Consider the following 22386-nt stretch of genomic DNA (forward strand, 5'->3'; position numbering starts at 1 on the left):
ATTAGACTTTTAAACAAATCTCTAATAATCCATGGGCGTCAGCGAAACTGGCGAAGCAATCTAAAAATCCAACAATCCAATTGTCTAACAATCTAATATAAAAAGATGTTTAAAAAAATATTAATTGCCAATAGAGGTGAAATTGCGCTTCGCGTCATCAGAACCTGTAAAGAAATGGGCATCAAGACCGTGGCAGTTTACTCAACAGCCGACGCGGAAAGTTTACACGTAAAGTTTGCAGACGAAGCCGTTTGTATTGGACCACCGCCAAGTAATTTATCTTACTTGAAAATGTCGAATATCATTGCGGCTGCAGAAATCACTAATGCCGATGCGATTCATCCGGGTTATGGTTTCTTATCTGAAAACGCGAAATTCTCTAAAATTTGTCAGGAACACGGTATCAAATTTATTGGTGCTTCTCCTGAAATGATTGACCGTATGGGAGACAAAGCTTCGGCGAAAGCGACCATGAAAGCAGCTGGAGTTCCTTGTGTTCCCGGTTCTGAAGGTCTTTTAGAATCTTACGAACAAGCCTTAGAATTATCTAAAGGCATGGGCTTTCCGGTGATGTTGAAAGCTACTGCCGGTGGTGGTGGAAAAGGAATGCGTGCCGTTTGGAAAGAAGAAGATTTGTTGAAAGCATGGGAAAGTGCTCGACAAGAATCAGCGGCAGCGTTTGGTAATGACGGGATGTATTTGGAGAAATTAATCGAAGAACCACGTCATATCGAAATTCAAGTGGTAGGCGATTCTTATGGAAAAGCTTGTCACTTATCAGAAAGAGATTGTTCGGTTCAACGTCGTCACCAAAAGTTGACTGAGGAAACTCCGTCTCCATTCATGACTGACGAATTGCGAACCAATATGGGTGAAGCCGCTGTAAAAGCAGCAGAATTCATCAAATATGAAGGTGCAGGAACGGTAGAATTTTTGGTAGACAAACACCGAAATTTCTACTTTATGGAAATGAATACTCGTATCCAAGTAGAGCATCCAATCACAGAACAAGTTATCGATTATGACTTGATTCGTGAGCAAATATTAGTAGCGGCCGGTGTGCCGATTTCGGGTAAAAATTATTTACCACAATTGCACTCTATAGAATGTCGTATCAACGCTGAAGATCCTTATAATGACTTCCGTCCTTCGCCGGGTAAGATTACGGTTTTACATGCGCCGGGTGGACACGGAGTACGTTTAGACACTCACGTTTACGCAGGTTATACGATTCCGCCAAATTATGACTCTATGATTGCTAAGTTGATTACAACGGCGCAAACCAGAGAAGAAGCCATCAACAAGATGAAACGCGCTTTGGACGAGTTTTACATTGAAGGTGTAAAAACCACGATTCCATTCCACAGACAGTTGATGGATGAGCCGGATTATGTGGCAGGAAATTATACTACGAAGTTTATGGAGAGTTTTAAAATGAACGATCCGGAATAAATAGAAAACCTCACTAATTAGTGGGGTTTTTTTATAAATATCTATTAAAACCCATTTTCTTTAGCTGCAGCAAGACAACAATAATCATTAAAAATTCAAAAGGATAACTAAACCTTGAATTGGAGCCATAAGTTGTGAAAGCTTGCAAAATAGAGGCAGCAATTATGATTGTAGTGATGATTATTTCGCTAGTCCATTTTCTATTTCTGATAAAATCAATAAATAACAAAACAACATTAGCGAGAAAAAGCAATTTAAATAGTTTCAGGAAATAATGTTGAAAATGCCATATTGTTTCAAAAACTGACCCTGGCTGTTTATTTGCAAATTCATCCAAATTCCAATAAATGGCTGTTCGCCAAAAATCTGACCAAGAGACAAAAACTTGCTTCCAATAATCGGATGGATTTTGCTTAATTGTTGCCCAGCTGAATTCATTCAATAACGCTGACAAATCCGGAAAGGATAATTGTGTCTGTGCTTTAAGCTCGGGATAAGAACTCCAAATTGCCATAGCAATGTCTTCCTCATTTGCTTTCATTTTTTCTCTATTCTTGACGTAAATAGCGGCAATGTCTTTGTATTTTTCAGGTGATTTCTCGGCAAAAGACACACAGTTTTGCGCTATGTTGAACCCATAAAATGTAGTTGGAACAAAATAACCCGTATTGATTCTGTTAACAGCTGACCAACCTAAAAAAACAGTCATTGGAAACAATAGCAGGATAATTTTTTGGCTGAAAAACAAAAGGAAAGGTTTCTTTTTCAGAATGTAAAACCCATAAATTATGAATGGAACAAAAATATAGAACGGTTTTATAAGTACTAAAAATGCTAAAAGAAAGCCCATTTTTAAATCGGTTCTAACAGCTTTTTTTTCGAAATAATCATTTAGCAAGACCATAAAAATCAACAGGAAGACAAACAAAGTGATTGATTCGGTCAAAATGGCTATTTCATAAAAAACCACCTGTAAAAAACTGTTCATTAAAATCGTCAAGAACAAGGCGCTTTTAACGTTAAATTTTAAAATCAATAGAATTTTATACAAAGCTACCATGCTGGCAATACCAATCAAAAGCTGAAAAAATACTGCTATCCAAAGTGTTCCGCCGGCAAAAGACAGCAACAACGGATAGCCCGGGCTTCGAGTGCCATCGTAACCTGATAAATTAAAATTTAGGAGTAATTCGGATAAATCTAAATAGCCTTGAGAGTCCGGAAAAATAGAAATGCTTTGGTAAAAAAACAGAACAATGATGCGTAATAAAACGCCAAAGACAAGTAACGTCCTTATCGGATATTCACGCATCATATTCATGTTACTTTACAAAGTTTCGTTCAACCATTTGTAAAACTCACGTTGCCAAACTAAAGCATTTTGTGGTTTTAAAACCCAGTGATTTTCTTCCGGGAAAAGCATAAATCTGCTTTTAATTCCACGAAGTTGTGCTGCTTGGAAAGCTTCTTGTCCTTGTCCTATTGGCACACGGTAATCTTTTCCGCCTTGGATAATTAAAATAGGTGTGTTCCATTTGTCCACCATTTTGATTGGGTTGAATTTGGTGTAAGCTTTTTGTGCATCAGCATTCTCTTTTTCCCAATAAGCGCCGCCATGATCCCAATTATTGAAGAACACTTCTTCGGTAGTGCCATACATACTTTCTAAATTGAAAACACCACAATGCGAAATAAACGTTTTAAAACGGTTGTTGTGAATTCCGGCAAGATAGAATACCGAATAACCACCATAACTCGCTCCAACAGCCCCTAAACGCGTTTTATCGATGTAAGTTTCTTTGGCCACATCATCAATCGCCGACAAATAGTCATCCATTACTTGTCCGCCCCAATCTTTAGAGATTTGTTCGTTCCAAGCTTGTCCGTGACCATACATTCCGCGACGGTTTGGCGCTACGACTACATAACCTTGAGAAGCCATTAAGGAGAAGTTCCAACGGAAAGAATAGGTTTGTGTTAACGGGGATTGTGGTCCGCCTTGACAATATAAAAGTGTTGGGTATTTTTTGGTTTTATCAAAATTAGGTGGAAGAATTACCCAAACCAACATTTTTTTTCCGTCGGTTGTAGTTACGTATCGTCTTTCGTATTTTGGCAAAGCCAATTTAGCGTAGGATTCGTCATTGGTTTTGGTCAATTGAACCCAAGTTTTTTTCTTGAAGTTATACGAATAAATTTCGCTTGCGTGATTCATATCAGTTCTGGTCACGATAATGTTATCGCCTGAGAAACCAACTAAATCATTCACGTCAAAATCTCCGGAAGTGATTTGTCTAACGGTAACCGCAATTCGGGTTAAACCGGGAAAATTGACTTCGAATAAATGTTTGGCGCCATCAACAGCTGCTGTGAAATACACTTTTTTACCATCGGCACTCCAAAGGAAATTATCAACACTTCCATCCCAATTGGCGGTAAGATTCATGTCCATTCCTTTGAAACGCACAATCAAATCGTTTTTATCGGCTTCATAACCGTCGCGTTTCATTTGCAGCCAAGTCAGATTTCCGGTTGGAGAAAAAATTGGATTGGTATCGTAACCGAGATTGCTTTCGGTTAGATTTTTAGTGGTTTTGGTTTCAATATTATACTCGTATAAATCGGTATTGGTGGAAACAGCATAGTCAGTTCCTGATTTCTTTTTACAAACATAGATGATGCTTTTGCTGTCGGGCGACCAAATGTAATCTTCATCGCCACCAAAAGGTTTTTGCGGACTGTCAAAAGGTTCGTTTGGCATGATATCGATTGGCTTGGCTTTTGTTCCTTTATTCAAAGCATAAAAAACATGATTGTGTGTTCCGTTGTTCCAAGTATCCCAATGGCGGTAATCTAAACCGTTGTATACTTGAGCATCAGCTTTGTTTAAATCGGAATAAATGTCTTTACCTAATACATTTTCAGTTTTTACCTCTTTACTCGAAAGAATGTATAAACCATCTGGAGAAACGTTTTTATCTGAAAGCAATTCTTGGGTGTCTTGTACTTCGGTTGGTGTTCCACCGGTTACCGGAATGGTGTAGAATTTAGTAATCGATTTGTTTTCGGCTACAGAAGGCGTTGCTACTTTGTAAACCACAGATTTGCCGTCTTTTGAAACACCCAAAGATGTTACTCTTCCTAATTTCCAAAGGGTTTCCGGGCTCAAAACTTCTTGGGCTGATGTTGTAAAACTCGTAATGCTAATCATTATATACAAAAGTTTCTTCATGGATGAATGTGTTTTATTTTGGCCTAAAAATACTAAATTATACTCATAAAAAAAGCCATCCTTTAAGAATGGCTTTTTATAAACAACTAAAATTTAATTAGTTTATAACAATATCGTCAATCTGCATTGTTGTTGTTGGTCCGCTTGTACCGTTTCCAACATATTCAAACACAAAGAATCCGTTTCCTGTAACTCCTGCAGGGATATTGTAAACGCCACTAGAAGTGAACGTTGCTGCATAAGCCGAAGCTGGTCCTGATGGAATGGTAAAACTTGAGGTGATGTTAGTTAACGTTGCAGTTGTTATCTGTGTTCCAGGCGTATAATCGGTCGTATAATATACTTTCAACACAGCGCCGTTATCAAATCCGGATAAAGTTTTAAATGAAAGAGTACTTGCCGCTGTCATGTCAACAGGAACCAAGAACAATGTTCTATTGGCTTCTGCTGTACCACCAAAAGAACTCATTTGGATATAACGGTTTCCGCCAAAAGATTTTATCTGCCAATATCTGCTTCCTGTAGCTGCATCGTTGATGTATTTAGGAAACACTTGTTGATTTGTTGTCGTATAAGTAGTAAAAGGCTCATTCAAAGTTCCACCATATACCAAAGCGGTTCCACCAATTGGCGGAGATAAATCAATAGCCAATCTGTCTCCAGAAACATTAACATCGTTAAGCGTTCTAATCATAAATTGGAAATCATTGTTGAATTTTGTCATTACACCACGGATTTTACCATTTTTTGAAGGTACTGCCTCGCCAGCAAATTTGGCATATTCACTTACTCTAACAATTACTTTGTTCCCGAATTGGTCAGAGATTTCGTGATTTGTTGCACCGCCGATACTGTTTAATGATGCGTCGTAGTATTTTTTGCCTAAAGAAGGATCCGTAAACTGAACTCCATCAAACTCAATCAACATGTTTAAATATTGATTGCTTTTGGCTTGAGTAATAGTCAAGTTCTTTACAATCTCATTTTCACCTACTTTATCACATGATCTGAAAATCACATTTTTATATTCAACACCTGAAACTCTTCCAACACCTCCACTATAAGTAGATCCGATAACGGTAGAACCATGTTGGGTATTGAAATACCTATTTTTATCCAATTTAATGGTAACCTTTCTACCCGGTTCAAACTCGTTAAACAGATTATAGTTGTCAACTGGCATACTAAATCCTTTCAATCCGTCTAATGACATCATAGAAATTGATTTATAAAAATTACCTCCTTCATCACTTGAAGTAACGTAAGCTTCAATATAATCCGTTACCGTTTCGTCTGTCGTATAAGGAACGGCATTTGCTGTTGCAGCATTTGTAATATCGACAACTTCCTTAGTTTTAGGAATGCTGACACATTCATTTGATAAATCCGGAGTATCGTATTTATCATCGTTCACACAACTTGTCAAAGAAGCTAGAACGACAGCTGTTAATAATAATTTTAAATTTTTCATAGCTATTAATTTTTAGAAATCTTAATGTTGTCTAATTGAAGAGTAGTGGTAACTCCAGATTTGCTTCCTGTATATTTGAATGCAATTCTAACGTTGTTACTATTATACGCGCTCAAATCAATATTTCCGCTATTTACGAACACATCTTCAACAGTAGGTGTAGTAAAAGTAATCGGTTCCCATGTAGCAGTGGCAATCCCTGCTGTTGTTCCGTCATAATCTGTAGAAACAAAAGCAGTTAATGGATATCCGTTAGCGAATCTTGTTTTTGTAACGAAAGATAAAATTTCGCCGGAAGTTGTTGTTAAATCTATAGCCGGAGTAATTAACCAAGCGGTATCATTAGTTCCTGCTGCTGAATAGAATGAAGAAAATTCTGCATAAGTATTATTTGAAAATGCTCTTGCATGCCACAAACGGGTTGCTGTTGCGTTGTAATTTACCCATCCTTCTAAAGCAATAGCCACTTCATTCGAACCACTACCAGTTGGCGATGAACCAAATCCTTCACTAAAATGATAGTCATATACAGTAGGAATAACATAATCATCATCACCTACACAACTTGTTAATACACCTGAGGCAAGTACTAACAAAAACATTGTTTTTAAAAATTTAATTTTCATTGTCTATTTTTTTTAGAAGTTGATGTAGAAGTTAACAAAATACGTTCTTCCATAACCATAGAAATATTTAGGCCCAAATGACGGTGTTCCATTAGCATTATCAGCCTGTAAATCAGGGAATGTTGCTTTTCTTGATTGTTCAAATCCACCTGTTTTATATTCAATATCAAAAAGATTATTCACTGTAGCAAATATACCAAATGTATCTCTGCTTTTCTTGCTGATTCTCCATGATTTACCACCCGTTAAATTTACTAATGTAAAGCTATTAAATTTTTCTTGTTCTAGTATATCTCTAACTGTTTCAGGTGTTGCTCCGGAATAATTGTCTCCTGTTGCATCATCAATACTAAAGTTATCAGTACGCATGATTTTCGAAATACTGATGTAACTATCTGATAAATAATTCACGTTAGCACCAACCCACCAGAAGTTTGGATCACGATATTCTAATCCTAATGAATAGGCTTGTTGTGGCATTCCCGGTTGGTGATAATTTTTTAGGTAAATAGTTCCAAAATCAGTCAACGGACTTAATCCTTGTGATGCTAAAGCATCATCACTTGTTTGCAATCTAGCGTTCCCGGAGTAAATGTATTGTCCGTAAGAAGCTGCTCCAGTTACTTTAATAGTCGAAGTAATTTGATACTCTAAACCAAGTTCGGCTCCAAGATTTTGTTTTTGAATTCCTGTTGCGATTTCTGTAATAAAAGAATCTTCATCACCTTCATTGTCACCAACGTTTTCTGCATAGAAAAATGCAATTTCGGTGGCGTCTTTAACTCTAGAGAAGAAACCGGTTAATCTTGCTTTAAAACCTGGCATTCTTAATATGTAGCTTGCGTCGGCACTAACAATGTTTTCGCTGGTTAAGTCTTCTGTAAACTCATTACTTCTTCTTGCGTTATAGAAACTATTTCTCAAGTTAGGTGCTTTTGTAAGGTACATTCCGTTGAAATCGAAATAATGTTGACCAGACAATTTGTAAGTCAAGCCTCCTTTAAAACCAAAGTTTTCAAAAACTTTAGATTTCCCTTTTCCAAAAGAATTGTCAGCATAGTTTCCGCTTCTGTACAATCCTTCTCTTTGATACTCTGATCTTGAAAAAGTTTGTGCTAAATAGAAATCGAAATTACTGTAATTGAATTTAAATTGGGTAAACCCATCCACTACGTTGGCAAATAAATTATAGTTGTATCCGGCTGTTCCGCCTTCAACAACTTGTTGATTAGGATTGTTTAAATCGAATTGTGCATTATCTCCAAGGAAAAAACGATCAACATTTAAGAAATAATCGCCTCCTAATAAATCAGTAACAACAGCGTAATTATGCGATCTGACATTTCTAAAGTTTACACCTGAATTAAAGCTAATATTGTTTGACAAAGAACTGTTCAACAACATATTTGCCGTTACGCTAGTGTCATCATTACGTTGCTCAGTTAAAACAAATGCACTTTCACCTGTTGCCGTATTTTGATTAGCAATATACATACTATTCCAGTCGATTTGACTATTATTCAGGAATTCCTCTCTTGCAAGTTCGGCACCTGGATTGATTGGTTCTGTACCTCCCGGAGGTATTATCCATTGTGTTGGATCATTATAATAATAACTCGGAAGTTTTCTGTAATAAGTAGGATCCGGATTGTTTCCAAGCGGATTCTCTAATCTTGAGTTAGATATGCGTCCCGTTTGGTATGCCAAGTTTGTATTCAAACTAGTTCTTTCTGAAAGTTTCCAATAATGTGATAACATCACCATCGGCTCGTCAACATCCTTATCTCTTGAATTACGCTTTTTCCCATCTTGCCATCCCCAATAAGAATTGTATTTAACTCCCATTAAGTCTGTAACTTCTTGAGTATTTGGAGATGATTTCCCTCTACTGTTTTGAGCAAAAATGCTAGTAATATTTAAACTGTGTTTTTCGTTGAATTTTTTCTCAACACTGGCAAATAATGAATTCGCACTGTAATCAGTCCCATCAAAATAACCTTCTTGCGCCCATCTTCTTGAAGCAGAAACTACGTAAGCCCAACCATCTTTGTTTAAACCTGATGCATGGGTTCCCATCATTCTCCAACTGTAATTTGTATTGGTTCCCGACATAGAAATTCTTGATCCCGGACGGTAGACAGAAGCTCTGGCATTAATTTCTTGAGTTCCTAATGCATTTCCAAATGTGTAATCAGAAGGTGCCGATCCCATCGTAAATTCTTGATTTCGAGTAGCATCATTCAAACCTCCCCAGTTACTCCATTGTGGCCTTCCATCATATAATTTATTCATCACAATACCATTAATCATGGTCGTTCCATACTCATTATCCAATCCTCTGATTCTAAAACGAGCTTGTCCCCAGTTAAAGGCCGCTGACTGCTGATAAACATCTCTTGTCGCTTGCAACAATCCTGAAGTACTTTCAGAACCACTGTTGTCATCCCCTAAATCATTTTCCGTAATGGTAACCAAACTTAACTGTTGCTCAGAAGTAATGTCTTCTTCAAAAACAATAACCCCTAAATCTACCAGTTTACCGGTTTCAACCTCAACTACTAATAATTGATCTTTGTAGCCGGCACTTTTAATCTGCACTAATTGACTACCTTTTGGAACATCCTTAAAAATAAAAGCTCCTGTCCCATCTGTTAAAGTGGTTAAAACAGTGTTTTGAATAGAAGCAACGACATTTTGTAATGGTTTTTGTGTTTTCGAATCTACTACTTTACCAGTAATTCCAGTAGTAGTTTGCGCAAAAACAAAAAACACTTGCATCACAAATAAAGTACTAATAACAAGTTTTTTCATAAATAAAATAAAATTAATTTTTTCTATAGTTAAGTGTTAATGAAAACTTAACAGCCGACAAATGTACATCTTTTAATAATATTATCTACTTTTGGCTCGAAGTTTGTAAAAAACTTGATATTAAATTAATATACATTTTATGAGAATTAAAAAACTGATAGCTCTTTTCTTTGTTTTATTCGCAATATTCGGAGCTAATGGACAAGCAAAAAAGTATAATATTCATACAGTTGCTTTCTACAATTTGGAAAACTTATTTGACACCATCAATGGTTCAAACAATGACGAAGAATGGTTGCCTAACGGTGACCAAAGCTGGACTTCTGCCAAATACAAACAAAAACTACACAACTTAGCCAGAGTTTTGTCAGAAATAGGAACTGGTGAAAATCCAAATAATTCTCCAACCTTAATTGGATGTTGTGAGATTGAAAACAGAAGTGTTTTAGAAGATTTAGTCAAAGAACCGCTTCTTATTAATAAAGACTATGGTATTGTTCACTTTGATTCCCCAGACAAACGCGGAATCGATGTGGGATTTTTGTACCAAAAAAAGCATTTTAAGCCTACCAGCTTTAAAAATATTCCTTTGCTCATTTATAGAAATCAAATGAATTTTAATGCTAAAGACAAAGATCCAACTGAAGAAGTTGTATCTGAAAAAACGGAAGCAATAGGTAAAGATGAGAGAGTTTATACTCGTGACCAACTTTTAGTAACTGGTTTCCTTGACGGTGAAGAGGTAAATATCATTGTCAATCACTGGCCATCGCGTTCCGGTGGTGAGAAAAAAAGCTCTCCTTTCCGTGAAGCAGCAGGAAGACTAAACCGACAAATCATGGATTCCATCTTTAAAATTAACCCAAATGCTAAAATCATTACTATGGGTGATTTAAATGATGGTTCTTATAATAAAAGTGTAAAAGAAGGCATTGGCGCCAAACGCAAAAAAGAAGAAGTAAAACAATTTGGCATCTACAATCCGTTTGAAGAAATGTTTTATAAAGGTCATTCCTCTTTATTCTATCGCGATGCCGGAGATATTTTTGACCAAATTATGGTGTCAGAAGCTTTGATAAAACCTGATTATTCTTCATTCCGCTATTGGAAAGCCGGAATTTATAACAAACCGTATATGATAACCAAAACCGGTCAATATAAAGGCTATCCTCTCAGACATGGCACAAATGAAATTGGTTTTAGTGACCACTTTCCTGTCTATATCTATTTGATAAAAGAAATTAAATAATTTGAAAGTCCCGATAGTATCGGGATTTTTTATTTTATAACTTTACCTAAAATTTAAGCAATGACTGTAGCAAAACCCTTCAACCTTAATAAATGGATAGCCGAAAATCGTCATTTGTTAAAACCACCGGTTGGCAATAAAAATTTGTATGTCGATTCAGGCGACTATATTGTCATGATTGTTGCCGGTCCAAACGCCCGAAAAGACTATCATTACAACGAAACCGAAGAACTGTTCTACCAACTCGAAGGCGAAATCACCGTTTATATCCAAGAAGATGGCGAAAAAAAAGCCATGAAACTTTCCGCCGGCGATATGTTTCTGCTTCCTGCTAAAGTGCCTCACTCACCGTCACGAACTGAAAACTCCATAGGATTAGTCGTAGAACGCAAAAGAGACGGCAAAGACATTCCCGACGGTTTATTATGGTTTTGTGATAAATGCAACCACAAACTTTACGAAGTTTATTTTGAATTAAATGACATCGAAAAAGATTTTCTAAAACATTTCAATCATTTTTACAATTCTGAAAAGCTAAGAACCTGTGAAAAATGCAACACTGTAATGGATACCGATCCAAGATTTACTACAAAATAATTTTTAGAAGCTATTCCGGCTATCCATTATATCTTTTATTGTTTGTCACCCCTGAGCAGTATATGCTGAGCGGAGACTAAGTACAGTCGAACGGCGTTTTGCAAACAATAAAAGGATACCATTCCTATCCGGGCTAATTTCAAAATATTCAAAATAAACCTTTACTTTTGCTAAAAATATAAAACAAACTATCAAATGTCAACAATTGCGCAACAATTCGGCATGACCGAAGCTTTAGAAATATTGGGTGTAAAAGCCATTAACGAAGGAACTTCCACCGGAAATAACCATTTTTCAAACGGTGAACTTCTTGAAAGTTATTCTCCCGTAGACGGACAATTAATCGGAAAAGTAAAAACAACAACCGCAGAAGATTACGAAAAAGTAATGCAAACTGCGAGCGAAGCTTTCAAAACCTTTCGCTTGATGCCGGCGCCAAAACGTGGCGAAATCGTGCGTCAGTTTGGTGAAAAATTGCGACAATATAAAGAACCACTTGGGAAATTAGTTTCCTACGAAATGGGGAAATCACTACAAGAAGGTTATGGAGAAGTTCAGGAAATGATTGACATCTGTGACTTCGCCGTTGGTTTATCGAGACAACTTCACGGATTAACCATGCATTCAGAACGTCCGGGTCACCGAATGTACGAACAATACCATCCGCTAGGAATCGTTGGAATTATTTCAGCGTTTAATTTTCCGGTAGCCGTTTGGGCTTGGAACACAGCATTAGCATGGATTTGTGGTGATGTTTGCGTTTGGAAACCTTCTGAAAAAACACCTTTATGTGGTATCGCTTGTCAAAATATCATCGCTGAAGTTTTAAAAGAAAACAACCTTCCGGAAGGAATCTCTTGTTTAATCAACGGTGATTATAAAGTAGGCGAAATGATGACGCATGATAAACGCGTTCCTTTAGTTTCTGCAACCGGTTCAACCCGTATGGGTAAAATCGTAGCGCAAGCTTGTGCGGCTCGTTTGGGCAATTCATTATTAGAATTGGGCGGAAACAATGCCATTATTGTAACACCGGATGCTGACATTAAAATGACGGTTATCGGAGCAGTTTTTGGCGCCGTTGGAACGGCAGGACAACGTTGTACTTCTACCCGTAGATTAATCATTCACGAAAGTATTTACGACAAAGTAAGAGACGCGATTGTTGGTGCTTATGGTCAATTGAGAATCGGAAATCCTTTGGACCAAAACAACCACGTTGGACCGCTTATCGATACGCATGCCGTTGAAATGTACAGCAAAGCTTTAGAAAAAGTAGTCGCCGAAGGTGGAAAAATTTTGGTTGAAGGCGGTGTTCTTTCGGGCGAAGGTTACGAAAGCGGCTGTTACGTAAAACCTGCGATTGCTGAAGCAGATAATTCATTCGAAATCGTGCAACACGAAACTTTTGCACCGGTTTTATACTTATTAAAATATTCAGGCGATGTCACTGATGCGCTTGAAATCCAGAACGGTGTAGCACAAGGTTTGTCTTCTGCCATTATGACCAACAACTTGCGTGAAGCGGAAGCTTTCCTTTCGGTTGCCGGTTCAGATTGTGGTATTGCCAACGTCAACATCGGAACTTCAGGAGCTGAAATCGGTGGCGCTTTTGGTGGTGAAAAAGAAACCGGCGGTGGCCGCGAATCTGGTTCTGATGCTTGGAAAGTGTATATGAGAAGACAAACCAATACAATCAATTATACTACGAGTTTGCCATTGGCACAAGGGATTAAATTTGATTTGTAATTAATCGGAAAAGAAATAAAAAAAGAAAACCCTGCAAATTACGCAGGGTTTTTTTATGTTTTCAAACAATATTAATACAAACTAAAAAGACAACTAAAATAGTTATTAACCCTACTATAAATGCGAGCAGAGGCCTCTCTTCTATTGATGTTTTTATGCTGACTTTAAAACCATTGAATAGTCCAATAAAAATAGCTCCAACAAACTTAATTGGATGACCACCAAACATAGTTTAAATTTTTAATTTGTTCGCAAATAGACCTACTTCGTCTTCTTAACATACTGGGTCAAAATCACAATGTGTTGTCCTTCGACTCTGCCTTCTATTTGTTCGGCATTGTCCCAAACCACTTTGATATTGTGAACGGCTGCACCGCGTTTGGCAGTGAAGTTTGCCCCTTTTACATCCAAATCTTTTATCAAAACCACGGAATCACCATCGAATAAAAGATTGCCATTGCTGTCTTTGTGCACAATTTTACCTTCTTCCTCTTCGCCTTCTCCGGTAGCTTTTGCCCATTCAAGCGCATCTTCATCCAAATACATCATATCAAGCAAATCATGATTTTTCAAACGTGCTAACATTCTCCAAGAAACAATCTGCACCGGAAGATTTTCATTCCACATGCTTTCGCTTAAACCACGCCAATCATTGGCATTAGTTGTATCTGGATTTTCGATTTGGTCTTTTAAAGATTTTGTGATTAAAATACAGTTCTCAGGAACATCTTCGGTTTTTGGTGCTACCAAATACACTACTAAATTTTCTTCGCTTCCGCTGATTTCACATTTAGAATCGCTTCTGTCTCTCAATCTTTTCTCAGTAACAATGCTCATTATCTATCTCTTATAAATTAAATGTTGCACCAATCTGAAAGACAAACTGGTTGTTAAATCGTTCGTAACCTATAGCATCCGGATTGTATTTTGCTAAAGGAAATCCGGCTTCAGAATAAACTCCGAAACCTTGGGTAAAGAAATATCTTGCGCCAAAATGAGCACCGAAATTTCGCAATCCTAAATCCAATCCCGGATAGAAGTCAAATTTATCGCTGATGTTGATTACATTGCCAATATTTGCATTGAAACGCAATTTCGCATCAAATCGGTCATCAAACTTTGGGGTTCCGCCTCTTTCCGTAGTATTTAAAAGATAGGAAACTGAAGCACCAACCGAAATGTTATCACCCAAACCATAATCTGTCATAACAGCAATTCCGGTCGCATATTCCTGCATCGTGGCACCTACTTGGAATTTGACATCCTTTTTCCCTTTAAAGGCTTGCGCATTGGCAAAACCTATTGTCAATAAAAGAGCAATCAATGTAATTTTTTTCATTTGTATCGAATTTAAAGTGCAAATATAGTCCATTAAAAATAGTAACTTGTAGAATTAATTTGAAATCAATTTCTACCTTTTTCGTTAAAATACAATTCGTTCAACGGTTCGCTTTGCCAAAATTCTTTGGTATTGACATCCATAATGGTCAATGGTCCTTTAAAAGCGGCACCGGTATCAACATTCCAAACACTAGCTTTTTGCACCGGAACCGTTTCTCCGATTCGCGTCACCGGAGTATGTCCGATATAAACTTCAGTATACAAAGTCAATCTTCTTGGATACAACCAACTGCTTTTTGAAATGGATGAATCTAAAGCCAATGCTGATTCCCAAAGCGTTCTATCCCAATAAAACAATTTGGGGAAATATTCATAATGAACGCCATTCATGTTGGTAAATCCGGCATGAACAAACAATCGGTTTTCATCATCGAGAAAATAATTCTCCAATCCTATCAGAAAGTCAATATGCAACTTCTTTGTCGCTTCTGAAATATCGGAATAAGCCAAAACCGTAGCTTCACCACCGTGTTTGTACCACATTTTTTCATCAAAATTCTTAGTGTTGCCTTCGAGCCAATCTAATAGCAACTCATCGTGATTGCCGCGTAAAAAAATGCAGTTTTGCTTTTTACCCAAATCAATTAAATAATTGATTACTTGTGGTGATTCGCTCCAACCATCAACATAATCTCCAAGAAAAATAAGCGTGTCATCCTTGGTCACATTCGCTCTTTCCATAATTTGGTGAAGTGCTCTTAATCCACCGTGAATGTCGCCTATTACTAATATTCTACCCATTAATTTCGTTGTATTTCATTTTTCTTAAAATGCGCATCGCTTCTTTAAAGCTCAAATAAACATTGGCTTTCTTTTGTGCCTTTAAATACGGTTTTGCATCAATCAGTTTTTGCTTTGCATCCTCAAATCCGTTCAAATAGCAAATCATCAAAGTGGAAGATAAATTCTCTAAATCCTTTTCTTCTCGCTCAGACAAAGTAATTCCTTTTTGCAATTTATTAATTAAAGCTAAATTAGAATTATAAATGTGATGCAGCATTTTTTTATTGTAAGCCGGCGGTTCAAACAGCATTTTTGTTTCCATTTTGTAATATCCATTGTCAAAAAAACGGATCGTCAATTGTTCCAATGGATAAAAACTCGTTTTGTCATTCAGCCCAAGCGGAACGTGTTCTACAATCGTAAAACTATGGTCGTCATATTCAATAGAAACCACATCTAGTGCCGAATAAAAAAGCTTGACCCTTTCATTGATTAATTCAATATCTACCCGAGAAAGATAAGTTGTATCTCGGATTTTTTTCGGAATTCCAGCCCAACAAATCACAAATAATTCTTTAAAAACTCTATATTTTGAAGGCATATCGCCATGTCGCACATTCATAAAATCCATCACGCCGTCAAGCGTATAAGCAATGCTGTTCCGCGAACTGTTTTCAATACTGATGACAGTTTCGATATTCTGCTTTGAATACGGAATCTTATCTTCGGTCGGCATCGAATTGCTTCCAACTCTCACAAAAACCGTATTCGCCAAAATGGTGTGAATGTTTTTCTTGAAAAAGGAAATTTTGTGCTTCGGTTTAATCGTTACCAAACCCACTACTCGGTCTTTAGGCAAATTAGGAAACGGTACATTTTCGTATTGAATTTTCGGCGGATTTTCTAAATAAGCATTGACCAAATTCTGTATCCGACTGTCGTCAAAAAAGTCGTCACCCATGATTTCATTGTCCTGATCTTCTACACCAACAACTATGTAAGAATTATTCGAAGGATTAGAATTGGACAATGCGCAAATGTGTTTTAAAAACTTGGCTTTTCCTTCTTTGGTATGCAAATTCAACTGACGCTTCTTGTCATAAAAACTGCACTCATCATTGTGAGCTAATAAATTCTTGATAAGCAAACGTTTATTAATCATATTTTGAGTGTTCAGTGCTCAGTTTTGAGTGTTCAGTTACTGCCAACTAATTACTGAACACTGAATACTAAATTTAAGGTACTTTATTTCCCATACTTTCCGTCCAAATGGCAAACCAATCTTCTTGCTCCAATTGCAATTCTGCGGCTTTGATTAAGGCTTGAATTCGAGCCACATTAACCGTTCCGGCAACCGGAAGGACTTTCGCAGGATGCTTTAATATCCACGCCAACAAAATGGTATCCGAACCAAAATGATATTTCTTCACTAATTCTGCCAATAATATCTTCAATCTTCTGGTTTGCTCAATATCTTCCCTAAATACTGTTCCTAGCGGATTCCAACTCATCGGACGAATGTTGTGCATTTGCATATAATCAAAACTGCCGTCCAACATCGCTTCGTGATGCGTTGCCGAAAATTGGACTTGGTTATAACTGATTTGGGTTTTTTGACGAATCAATTCCGTTTGCCAAGACGTAAAATTAGACAATCCGAAATCAATAATCTTGCCTTCTTTTTTAAGTGTTGAAACGGCTTCCGCAATTTCATCAGCTTCCATTAACGGACTTGGTCTATGCAATAACAAAACATCTAAATAATCTGTTTTGAGATTTTTTAGCGAATTTTCTACTGACCAAATGATATAGTCTTTAGAATAATCATAGTGCTTGATTTTGTTGTCTCTTCCTTTGATGTGTTGAATACCGCATTTCGAGATTAATTGAAGTCTTTTTCGGTCTATTTTACTTTGGGCGAAAGCCTTGCCAAAATCAGCTTCTGTAGTATAATCGCCGTAAATATCAGCGTGGTCAAAAGTAGTAATCTGGTTTTCGATACAAAGTTGTATCAAATGTTCCATTTCGGAAGTGTTTAGTTTTTTATCCCAAATACCCCAATTCATGGTTCCGGCAATTATGGGCGAAAGTTTTGTTTGCATTTTTATGTTTTTTTAGAAGTGTGTTGCAATTGTTTTTGTTTTTTGTCCTTTGGAAAATTTTCTTATTTTGCCAACGAAAAATCGTAAAACAGATTAGGTCTTAAAATTATAAAAAGAAAATCATAAATCATCCTTAAAATTGGGATGTTTTATAAAGTTTTAACGCATTATTAACATCGCGTAACCTAATAAATTTTCACTTTTGAAATGTTAAAATTATAACGTACATACATTAGCATAAATAGAACACTATGGAAGAAAATGGTACTGCTTTAGATATCAGAGCAATTAATGCAAAAATAGAACATGAAAGTGCTTTTATCGACTTGTTGGCAATGGAAATGAACAAAGTCATTGTCGGTCAAAAACACATGGTAGAAAGATTGTTAATTGGACTATTAGGACAAGGCCATATTCTTTTGGAAGGTGTTCCGGGATTAGCAAAAACCTTAGCCATCAATACTTTGTCACAAGCTATTGACGGCAGTTTCAGTCGTATTCAGTTTACTCCTGATTTATTACCGGCGGACGTAATTGGAACAATGATTTACAACATTAAAGCCAATGAGTTTTCGATTAAAAAAGGACCAATTTTTGCCAATTTCGTTTTAGCAGATGAGATAAACCGTGCGCCGGCCAAAGTACAATCGGCTTTGTTAGAAGCGATGCAGGAAAAACAAGTAACAATTGGCGATACAACCTTCAAATTAGACAGGCCATTTTTAGTATTGGCTACGCAAAATCCGATTGAACAAGAAGGAACTTATCCTTTACCGGAAGCACAAGTCGATCGTTTTATGCTAAAAACCGTAATCGATTATCCAAAAATGGATGAAGAAAGAATGGTGATCCGTCAAAACTTAAAAGGCGCATACGAAAAAGTAAATTCGGTAGTTTCTGTTGACCAAATTCTACGTGCACAAGAGGCCGTTCGTGAAGTGTACATGGACGAAAAAATCGAAAAATACATTCTAGACATCATCTTTGCGACGCGTTTCCCTGAAAAATATAAATTAGAAAGTCTAAAACCGCTTATCAGTTTCGGAGCTTCTCCTCGTGGAAGTATCAACTTGGCAACTGCTGCCAAATGTTATGCTTTCATCAAACGTCGCGGCTACGTAATTCCGGAAGATGTCCGTGCTGTAGTTCACGATGTATTGCGTCACAGAATCGGAGTAACTTACGAAGCCGAAGCCGAAAACATAACTTCTGTTGATATCATCAACAAAATCGTAAACGAAATTGAAGTACCTTAATTCAAAGTTGGCAGTGGTCAGTTTTGAGTGGTCAGTTATTTATTTTTCTTAGAAAATTTTACTGAACACTAATTTCTGAACACTGAACACTATCTAAAATGGAAACAAAAGACCTTCTCAAAAAAGTTCGTAAAATCGAAATCAAAACCCGAAGATTGAGTGATCATATCTTCTCGGGTGAATACCACACATCGTTCAAAGGCCGTGGTATGACGTTTTCGGAAGTGCGTCAGTACCAGTTTGGCGATGATATTCGCGCCATCGACTGGAATGTGACGGCACGTTATAACGAACCGTATGTGAAAGTTTTTGAAGAAGAACGCGAATTGACCATGATGTTGATGGTAGACATTTCGGGTTCGGAAAGTTTTGGAACCAAAAACCAGCTAAAAAGTGAAATCGTTACTGAAATTGCGGCAACCATGGCATTTTCAGCCACACAAAACAACGATAAAATTGGCTTGATTTTATTTTCAGACCAAATCGAATTATACATTCCGCCGAAAAAAGGAAAATCACATGTTTTAAGAATCATCCGTGAGTTAATCGAATTCCAACCAAAAAGCAAAAGAACCGATTTGTCTCAAGCATTGAAATTCCTATCCGGAACGCAAAAAAAGAAAGCGATTGTATTCGTGATTTCCGATTTTATGGTCGAAGACGATTACGAAAAAACCTTAAAAATTGCCGGAAAGAAACACGATATCACCGGTGTCAGAGTGTACGACATTCGGGAAGAAAAAATGCCAAACATCGGTATGGTAGAAATGGAAGATGCCGAAACTGGAGAAGTTTTAGTCGTTAACACAGGTTCTAAAAAAGCACGTTTGAGCTACGAAAAACAATACCAAGACAAAGTGAATTATTTTAAAGATATCTTTTCCAAATGTGGTTCAGGAACCGTAAACACTCGCGTGGACGAAAGTTATGTTACTAAATTATTGGGGTATTTTAAATCGAGATGAAAAATTTAACCGCAAAGAAGGCAAAGAAGACGCAATGCTCGCAAAGCATTCCTTCAGAAATTTAACCTTGTAACCTTTGCGAAAAACTTAGCGCTCTTTGCGGTTAAGAAAAACTAAAAATGAAATTAAAGTTATACATATTATTTTTACTAACATCAGTAACTCTTTTCGCGCAACCGAAAAAAGTAACGACTTCTATTGACACTACGAAAAACAAAATCGGTGCGGAATTCAAACTGACTTTAAAAGCCGATGTTGATACTTTATCCAAAGTAAAATTTCCGGAGAGTAAGTTTTTTGGTGCTTTGGAAGTCATTCAATCCTATAAAATTGACACCGTTAGAAAAGGCGCTCGTTATGAATTGATCAAAAAATATGGATTAACGCAATTCGATTCAGGAAAATATACGATTCCGAGAATTCCGGTTATGATTAATGGAAAAGCTTCATTTTCCGATAGTATCAAAGTCGAAGTCAATGATGTTAAAGTCGATACCTTAAAACAAAAAATGTACGATATCAAAGACATTGCTCAAGTCGAAAGTCCGATGGGAACTTGGTGGATTTATGTTTTGATTGTCATTGCCATTGGTGTTATTGGTTTCTTCATTTACAAATTCATCAAAAAAATTCAGACCAAAGAAAAAGTCGAAGTCTTTGTTTATAAAACACCTATCGAAAAAGCCACAACTTTACTCCAACAATTAGAATCAAAAGAACTTTGGCAAAAAGGCGAAATTAAAAACTATTATTCGGAACTAACTGATATTGCGCGGAATTACATCGAAGAAGAAATTCACATTCCGGCGATGGAAAGTACTACTTCTGAATTGATTGAAGGTTTGCGAAGAGCTGCGAAACAACAAAAATTAAAGCTTTCCAACGAAACCGTTGAAAACTTAGAAAAAGTATTAAAACAAGCCGATTTGGTGAAATTTGCTAAAGTAAAACCACTTGAATTTGAAATCGAAGAAGACAAAAAACGCATTTCCAATTCTATAGTAACCATTCACAAATCGATTCCTGAAATTGTCGAAGATGACGACGAATTGGCATTGTGGAACGAACAACAAAAAGAATTGGCGCGTTTGCAAAAACTCAAAAAACAAAAACGTGTAAGAATCATCACAACCATCGGAATTGTACTTGGTATGATTGTGATTGCGCTTGGCAGCTTGATTTATTTCAAAGGTTTTGATTATGTGAAAGACAATTTAATTGGTCATCCAACCAAAGATTTAGTCGAAGGCGAATGGATTTACAGCGAATATGGTAATCCAGGCGTAAAAGTAGAAACTCCAAAAGTTTTAAAGCGTTTGGATGTCTCTAAAATGATGCCCAAAGAAGTTATGGCTGTTGTAAAAGAAGCGCAGATGTTTGGCTACGGAAGTATGTTCGACAGTTTCTACATCTTAGTATCAACAACCACTTTTAAACAAGAAGGAACTGTCGATTTAGAAAAATCTATTGAAGGTTCTCTAAAAGCGATGGAGGCAAGAGGCGCACAAAACATCATTGTTAAAACTGAAGACTTCGGCACACAAAAAGGAATAACCGGGAAAAAAGCTTATGGCACTATGACCACTTTCGATCCTGTTCAGAAAAAATCAGAAAAAATGTATTATGAAGTATTGGTTTTTGGTCAAAATGGTGGATTACAACAAATCTTAATCATGCATCGTGAAGGAGACAAATACGGACAACAAATTTCTGAAAGAGTACTAAATTCGACCGAATTACAAACAACACAAGAATGAAAGAAGTGAGTTTTTTAAATCCTGAATTTTTCTGGTTGTTTTTATTACTTCCGGCTGCTATCGCATGGCAGTTTTGGAAAAAAAAACAATCGGCAACTTTAAAAATAAGTTCTGTCAGAGGTTTTAAAGCTGAAAAATCATTGGCTGCCAAACTAAAACCGTATTTGTTTGTACTTCGATTGTTAGCATTAAGTTCTTTGATTATTGCGATGGCGCGGCCACGAAAAGTCGATATCAGTAGCCAAACCAAATCGACTAAAGGAGTTGATATTGTAATGGCCATCGACGTTTCCGGAAGTATGTTGGCCAAAGATTTAAAACCCAATCGTATGGAAGCGTTGAAAAAAGTCGCCGAAAATTTTGTCGCCGGAAGACCCAATGACCGAATCGGAATTGTGGTTTATGCTTCCGAAGCTTACACGAAAACACCGGTAACTAGTGACAAAGCCATTGTTCAAGACGCGATTCGAAGTATAAAATATGACAATGTGTTACAAGACGGAACCGGAATCGGAATGGGATTGACTACCGCTGTAAATCGTTTGAAAGACAGCAAAGCCAAAAGCAAAGTGATTATTCTGTTAACCGATGGTGTTAACAACGCCGGGTTTATTGAACCGGAAACCGCTTCGCAAATTGCCAAAGAATACGGAATCAAAGTCTATACCATTGGAATCGGAACGAATGGTGATGCAATGTTTCCTTATGCTTATGCACCAAATGGCGGCTTTTTATTCCGAATGATGCCGGTGGAAATTGATGTAGCTTTGTTGAAAACGATCGCTAAAAATACGGGTGGAAAATATTTCAGAGCCAATAACAACAGCAAACTAGAAGCCATTTATAACGAAATCAATAAACTGGAAACCACCGAAATTCAAGAACTGAAGTTCTATGATTATGACGAAAAATTCAGACCATTTGTTTGGATTGCCGGCCTCTTGCTTTTGTTAGAATTTGGTTTGCGAAATACGGTTTATAGAAGTTTTATATAA

18 protein-coding genes are annotated in these 22386 nt (G+C 36.9%); 8 read left to right on the plus strand and 10 right to left on the minus strand.

Features of this window, described 5'->3' with window-relative positions; all coding sequences use genetic code 11:
- Window positions 1-105 precede the first annotated feature (105 nt).
- Complete coding sequence (accC, locus tag C8C84_RS02975) at window positions 106-1452, plus strand: acetyl-CoA carboxylase biotin carboxylase subunit (protein ID WP_121312112.1); 1347 nt, start codon at window positions 106-108, stop codon at window positions 1450-1452.
- Window positions 1453-1483: 31 nt separating this feature from the next.
- Here accC and C8C84_RS02980 read toward each other — a convergent pair whose 3' ends face one another.
- The 5 genes from C8C84_RS02980 to C8C84_RS03000 all read right to left on the minus strand — a co-directional run bounded on the left by C8C84_RS02980 (window position 1484) and on the right by C8C84_RS03000 (window position 9592).
- Window positions 1484-2767: a hypothetical protein gene (locus C8C84_RS02980; RefSeq protein WP_147406807.1), complete on the minus strand. Its 1284-nt coding sequence runs from the start codon at window positions 2765-2767 to the stop codon at window positions 1484-1486.
- Between the two features lie 12 nt (window positions 2768-2779).
- Complete coding sequence (locus C8C84_RS02985) at window positions 2780-4684, minus strand: S9 family peptidase (protein WP_121312114.1); 1905 nt, start codon at window positions 4682-4684, stop codon at window positions 2780-2782.
- 97 nt (window positions 4685-4781) lie between these two features.
- Entirely contained in the window at window positions 4782-6155 is a 1374-nt protein-coding gene (locus C8C84_RS02990; RefSeq protein WP_121312115.1) for a DUF5689 domain-containing protein, read from the minus strand.
- Between the two features lie 5 nt (window positions 6156-6160).
- A complete protein-coding gene (locus C8C84_RS02995) occupies window positions 6161-6781 on the minus strand; it encodes a choice-of-anchor J domain-containing protein (protein ID WP_121312116.1) in 621 nt (206 codons plus the stop codon).
- A 12-nt stretch (window positions 6782-6793) separates the two neighbouring features.
- Complete coding sequence (locus C8C84_RS03000) at window positions 6794-9592, minus strand: TonB-dependent receptor (protein ID WP_121312117.1); 2799 nt, start codon at window positions 9590-9592, stop codon at window positions 6794-6796.
- Between the two features lie 139 nt (window positions 9593-9731).
- Between C8C84_RS03000 and C8C84_RS03005 the strand changes: the two genes are divergently transcribed.
- The 3 genes from C8C84_RS03005 (at window position 9732) to C8C84_RS03015 (ending at window position 13187) form a co-directional block, all read left to right on the plus strand.
- Window positions 9732-10841, plus strand: coding sequence for an endonuclease/exonuclease/phosphatase family protein (locus tag C8C84_RS03005; RefSeq protein ID WP_121312118.1), 1110 nt, complete (start codon window positions 9732-9734; stop codon window positions 10839-10841).
- A 60-nt stretch (window positions 10842-10901) separates the two neighbouring features.
- Window positions 10902-11438 (plus strand): 3-hydroxyanthranilate 3,4-dioxygenase, encoded by a 537-nt coding sequence (locus C8C84_RS03010; protein ID WP_121312119.1) that lies wholly within the window; start codon window positions 10902-10904, stop codon window positions 11436-11438.
- Between the two features lie 195 nt (window positions 11439-11633).
- Window positions 11634-13187 (plus strand): aldehyde dehydrogenase family protein, encoded by a 1554-nt coding sequence (locus C8C84_RS03015; RefSeq protein WP_121312120.1) that lies wholly within the window; start codon window positions 11634-11636, stop codon window positions 13185-13187.
- 261 nt (window positions 13188-13448) lie between these two features.
- On the opposite strand, the gene C8C84_RS03020 is transcribed toward C8C84_RS03015, so the two are convergent.
- The 5 genes from C8C84_RS03020 to C8C84_RS03040 all read right to left on the minus strand — a co-directional run bounded on the left by C8C84_RS03020 (window position 13449) and on the right by C8C84_RS03040 (window position 17413).
- A complete protein-coding gene (locus C8C84_RS03020) occupies window positions 13449-14024 on the minus strand; it encodes an alkylphosphonate utilization protein (protein ID WP_121312121.1) in 576 nt (191 codons plus the stop codon).
- A gap of 10 nt (window positions 14025-14034) precedes the next feature.
- Window positions 14035-14526 carry a DUF6646 family protein gene (locus C8C84_RS03025; protein ID WP_121312122.1) on the minus strand — a complete coding sequence of 164 codons (492 nt, stop codon included), beginning with the start codon at window positions 14524-14526 and terminating at the stop codon, window positions 14035-14037.
- 65 nt (window positions 14527-14591) lie between these two features.
- The gene (locus C8C84_RS03030) at window positions 14592-15329 is read right to left on the minus strand and encodes a metallophosphoesterase family protein (RefSeq protein ID WP_121312123.1); all 738 of its coding nucleotides are present in this window, start codon (window positions 15327-15329) and stop codon (window positions 14592-14594) included.
- On the minus strand, window positions 15322-16473 hold the full coding sequence (locus C8C84_RS03035) for an ATP-binding protein (RefSeq protein WP_121312124.1): 1152 nt from the start codon (window positions 16471-16473) through the stop codon (window positions 15322-15324). Before C8C84_RS03035 ends, C8C84_RS03030 begins: the two co-directional genes overlap by 8 nt.
- A gap of 73 nt (window positions 16474-16546) precedes the next feature.
- A complete protein-coding gene (locus C8C84_RS03040; RefSeq protein ID WP_121312125.1) occupies window positions 16547-17413 on the minus strand; it encodes an aldo/keto reductase family oxidoreductase in 867 nt (288 codons plus the stop codon).
- A gap of 251 nt (window positions 17414-17664) precedes the next feature.
- Between C8C84_RS03040 and C8C84_RS03045 the strand changes: the two genes are divergently transcribed.
- The 4 genes from C8C84_RS03045 (at window position 17665) to C8C84_RS03060 (ending at window position 22386) form a co-directional block, all read left to right on the plus strand.
- Window positions 17665-18669, plus strand: coding sequence for a MoxR family ATPase (locus C8C84_RS03045; RefSeq protein ID WP_121312126.1), 1005 nt, complete (start codon window positions 17665-17667; stop codon window positions 18667-18669).
- 98 nt (window positions 18670-18767) lie between these two features.
- Window positions 18768-19634, plus strand: a complete 867-nt coding sequence (locus C8C84_RS03050; RefSeq protein WP_121312127.1) for a DUF58 domain-containing protein — start codon at window positions 18768-18770, stop codon at window positions 19632-19634.
- A 119-nt stretch (window positions 19635-19753) separates the two neighbouring features.
- The gene (locus C8C84_RS03055; RefSeq protein ID WP_121312128.1) at window positions 19754-21391 is read left to right on the plus strand and encodes a hypothetical protein; all 1638 of its coding nucleotides are present in this window, start codon (window positions 19754-19756) and stop codon (window positions 21389-21391) included.
- On the plus strand, window positions 21388-22386 hold the full coding sequence (locus tag C8C84_RS03060) for a VWA domain-containing protein (RefSeq protein ID WP_121312129.1): 999 nt from the start codon (window positions 21388-21390) through the stop codon (window positions 22384-22386). The genes C8C84_RS03055 and C8C84_RS03060 overlap by 4 nt, the downstream gene beginning before the upstream one ends.

Origin of the sequence: Flavobacterium sp. 102, assembly GCF_003634615.1 — a bacterium.
Lineage (GTDB): Bacteria > Bacteroidota > Bacteroidia > Flavobacteriales > Flavobacteriaceae > Flavobacterium.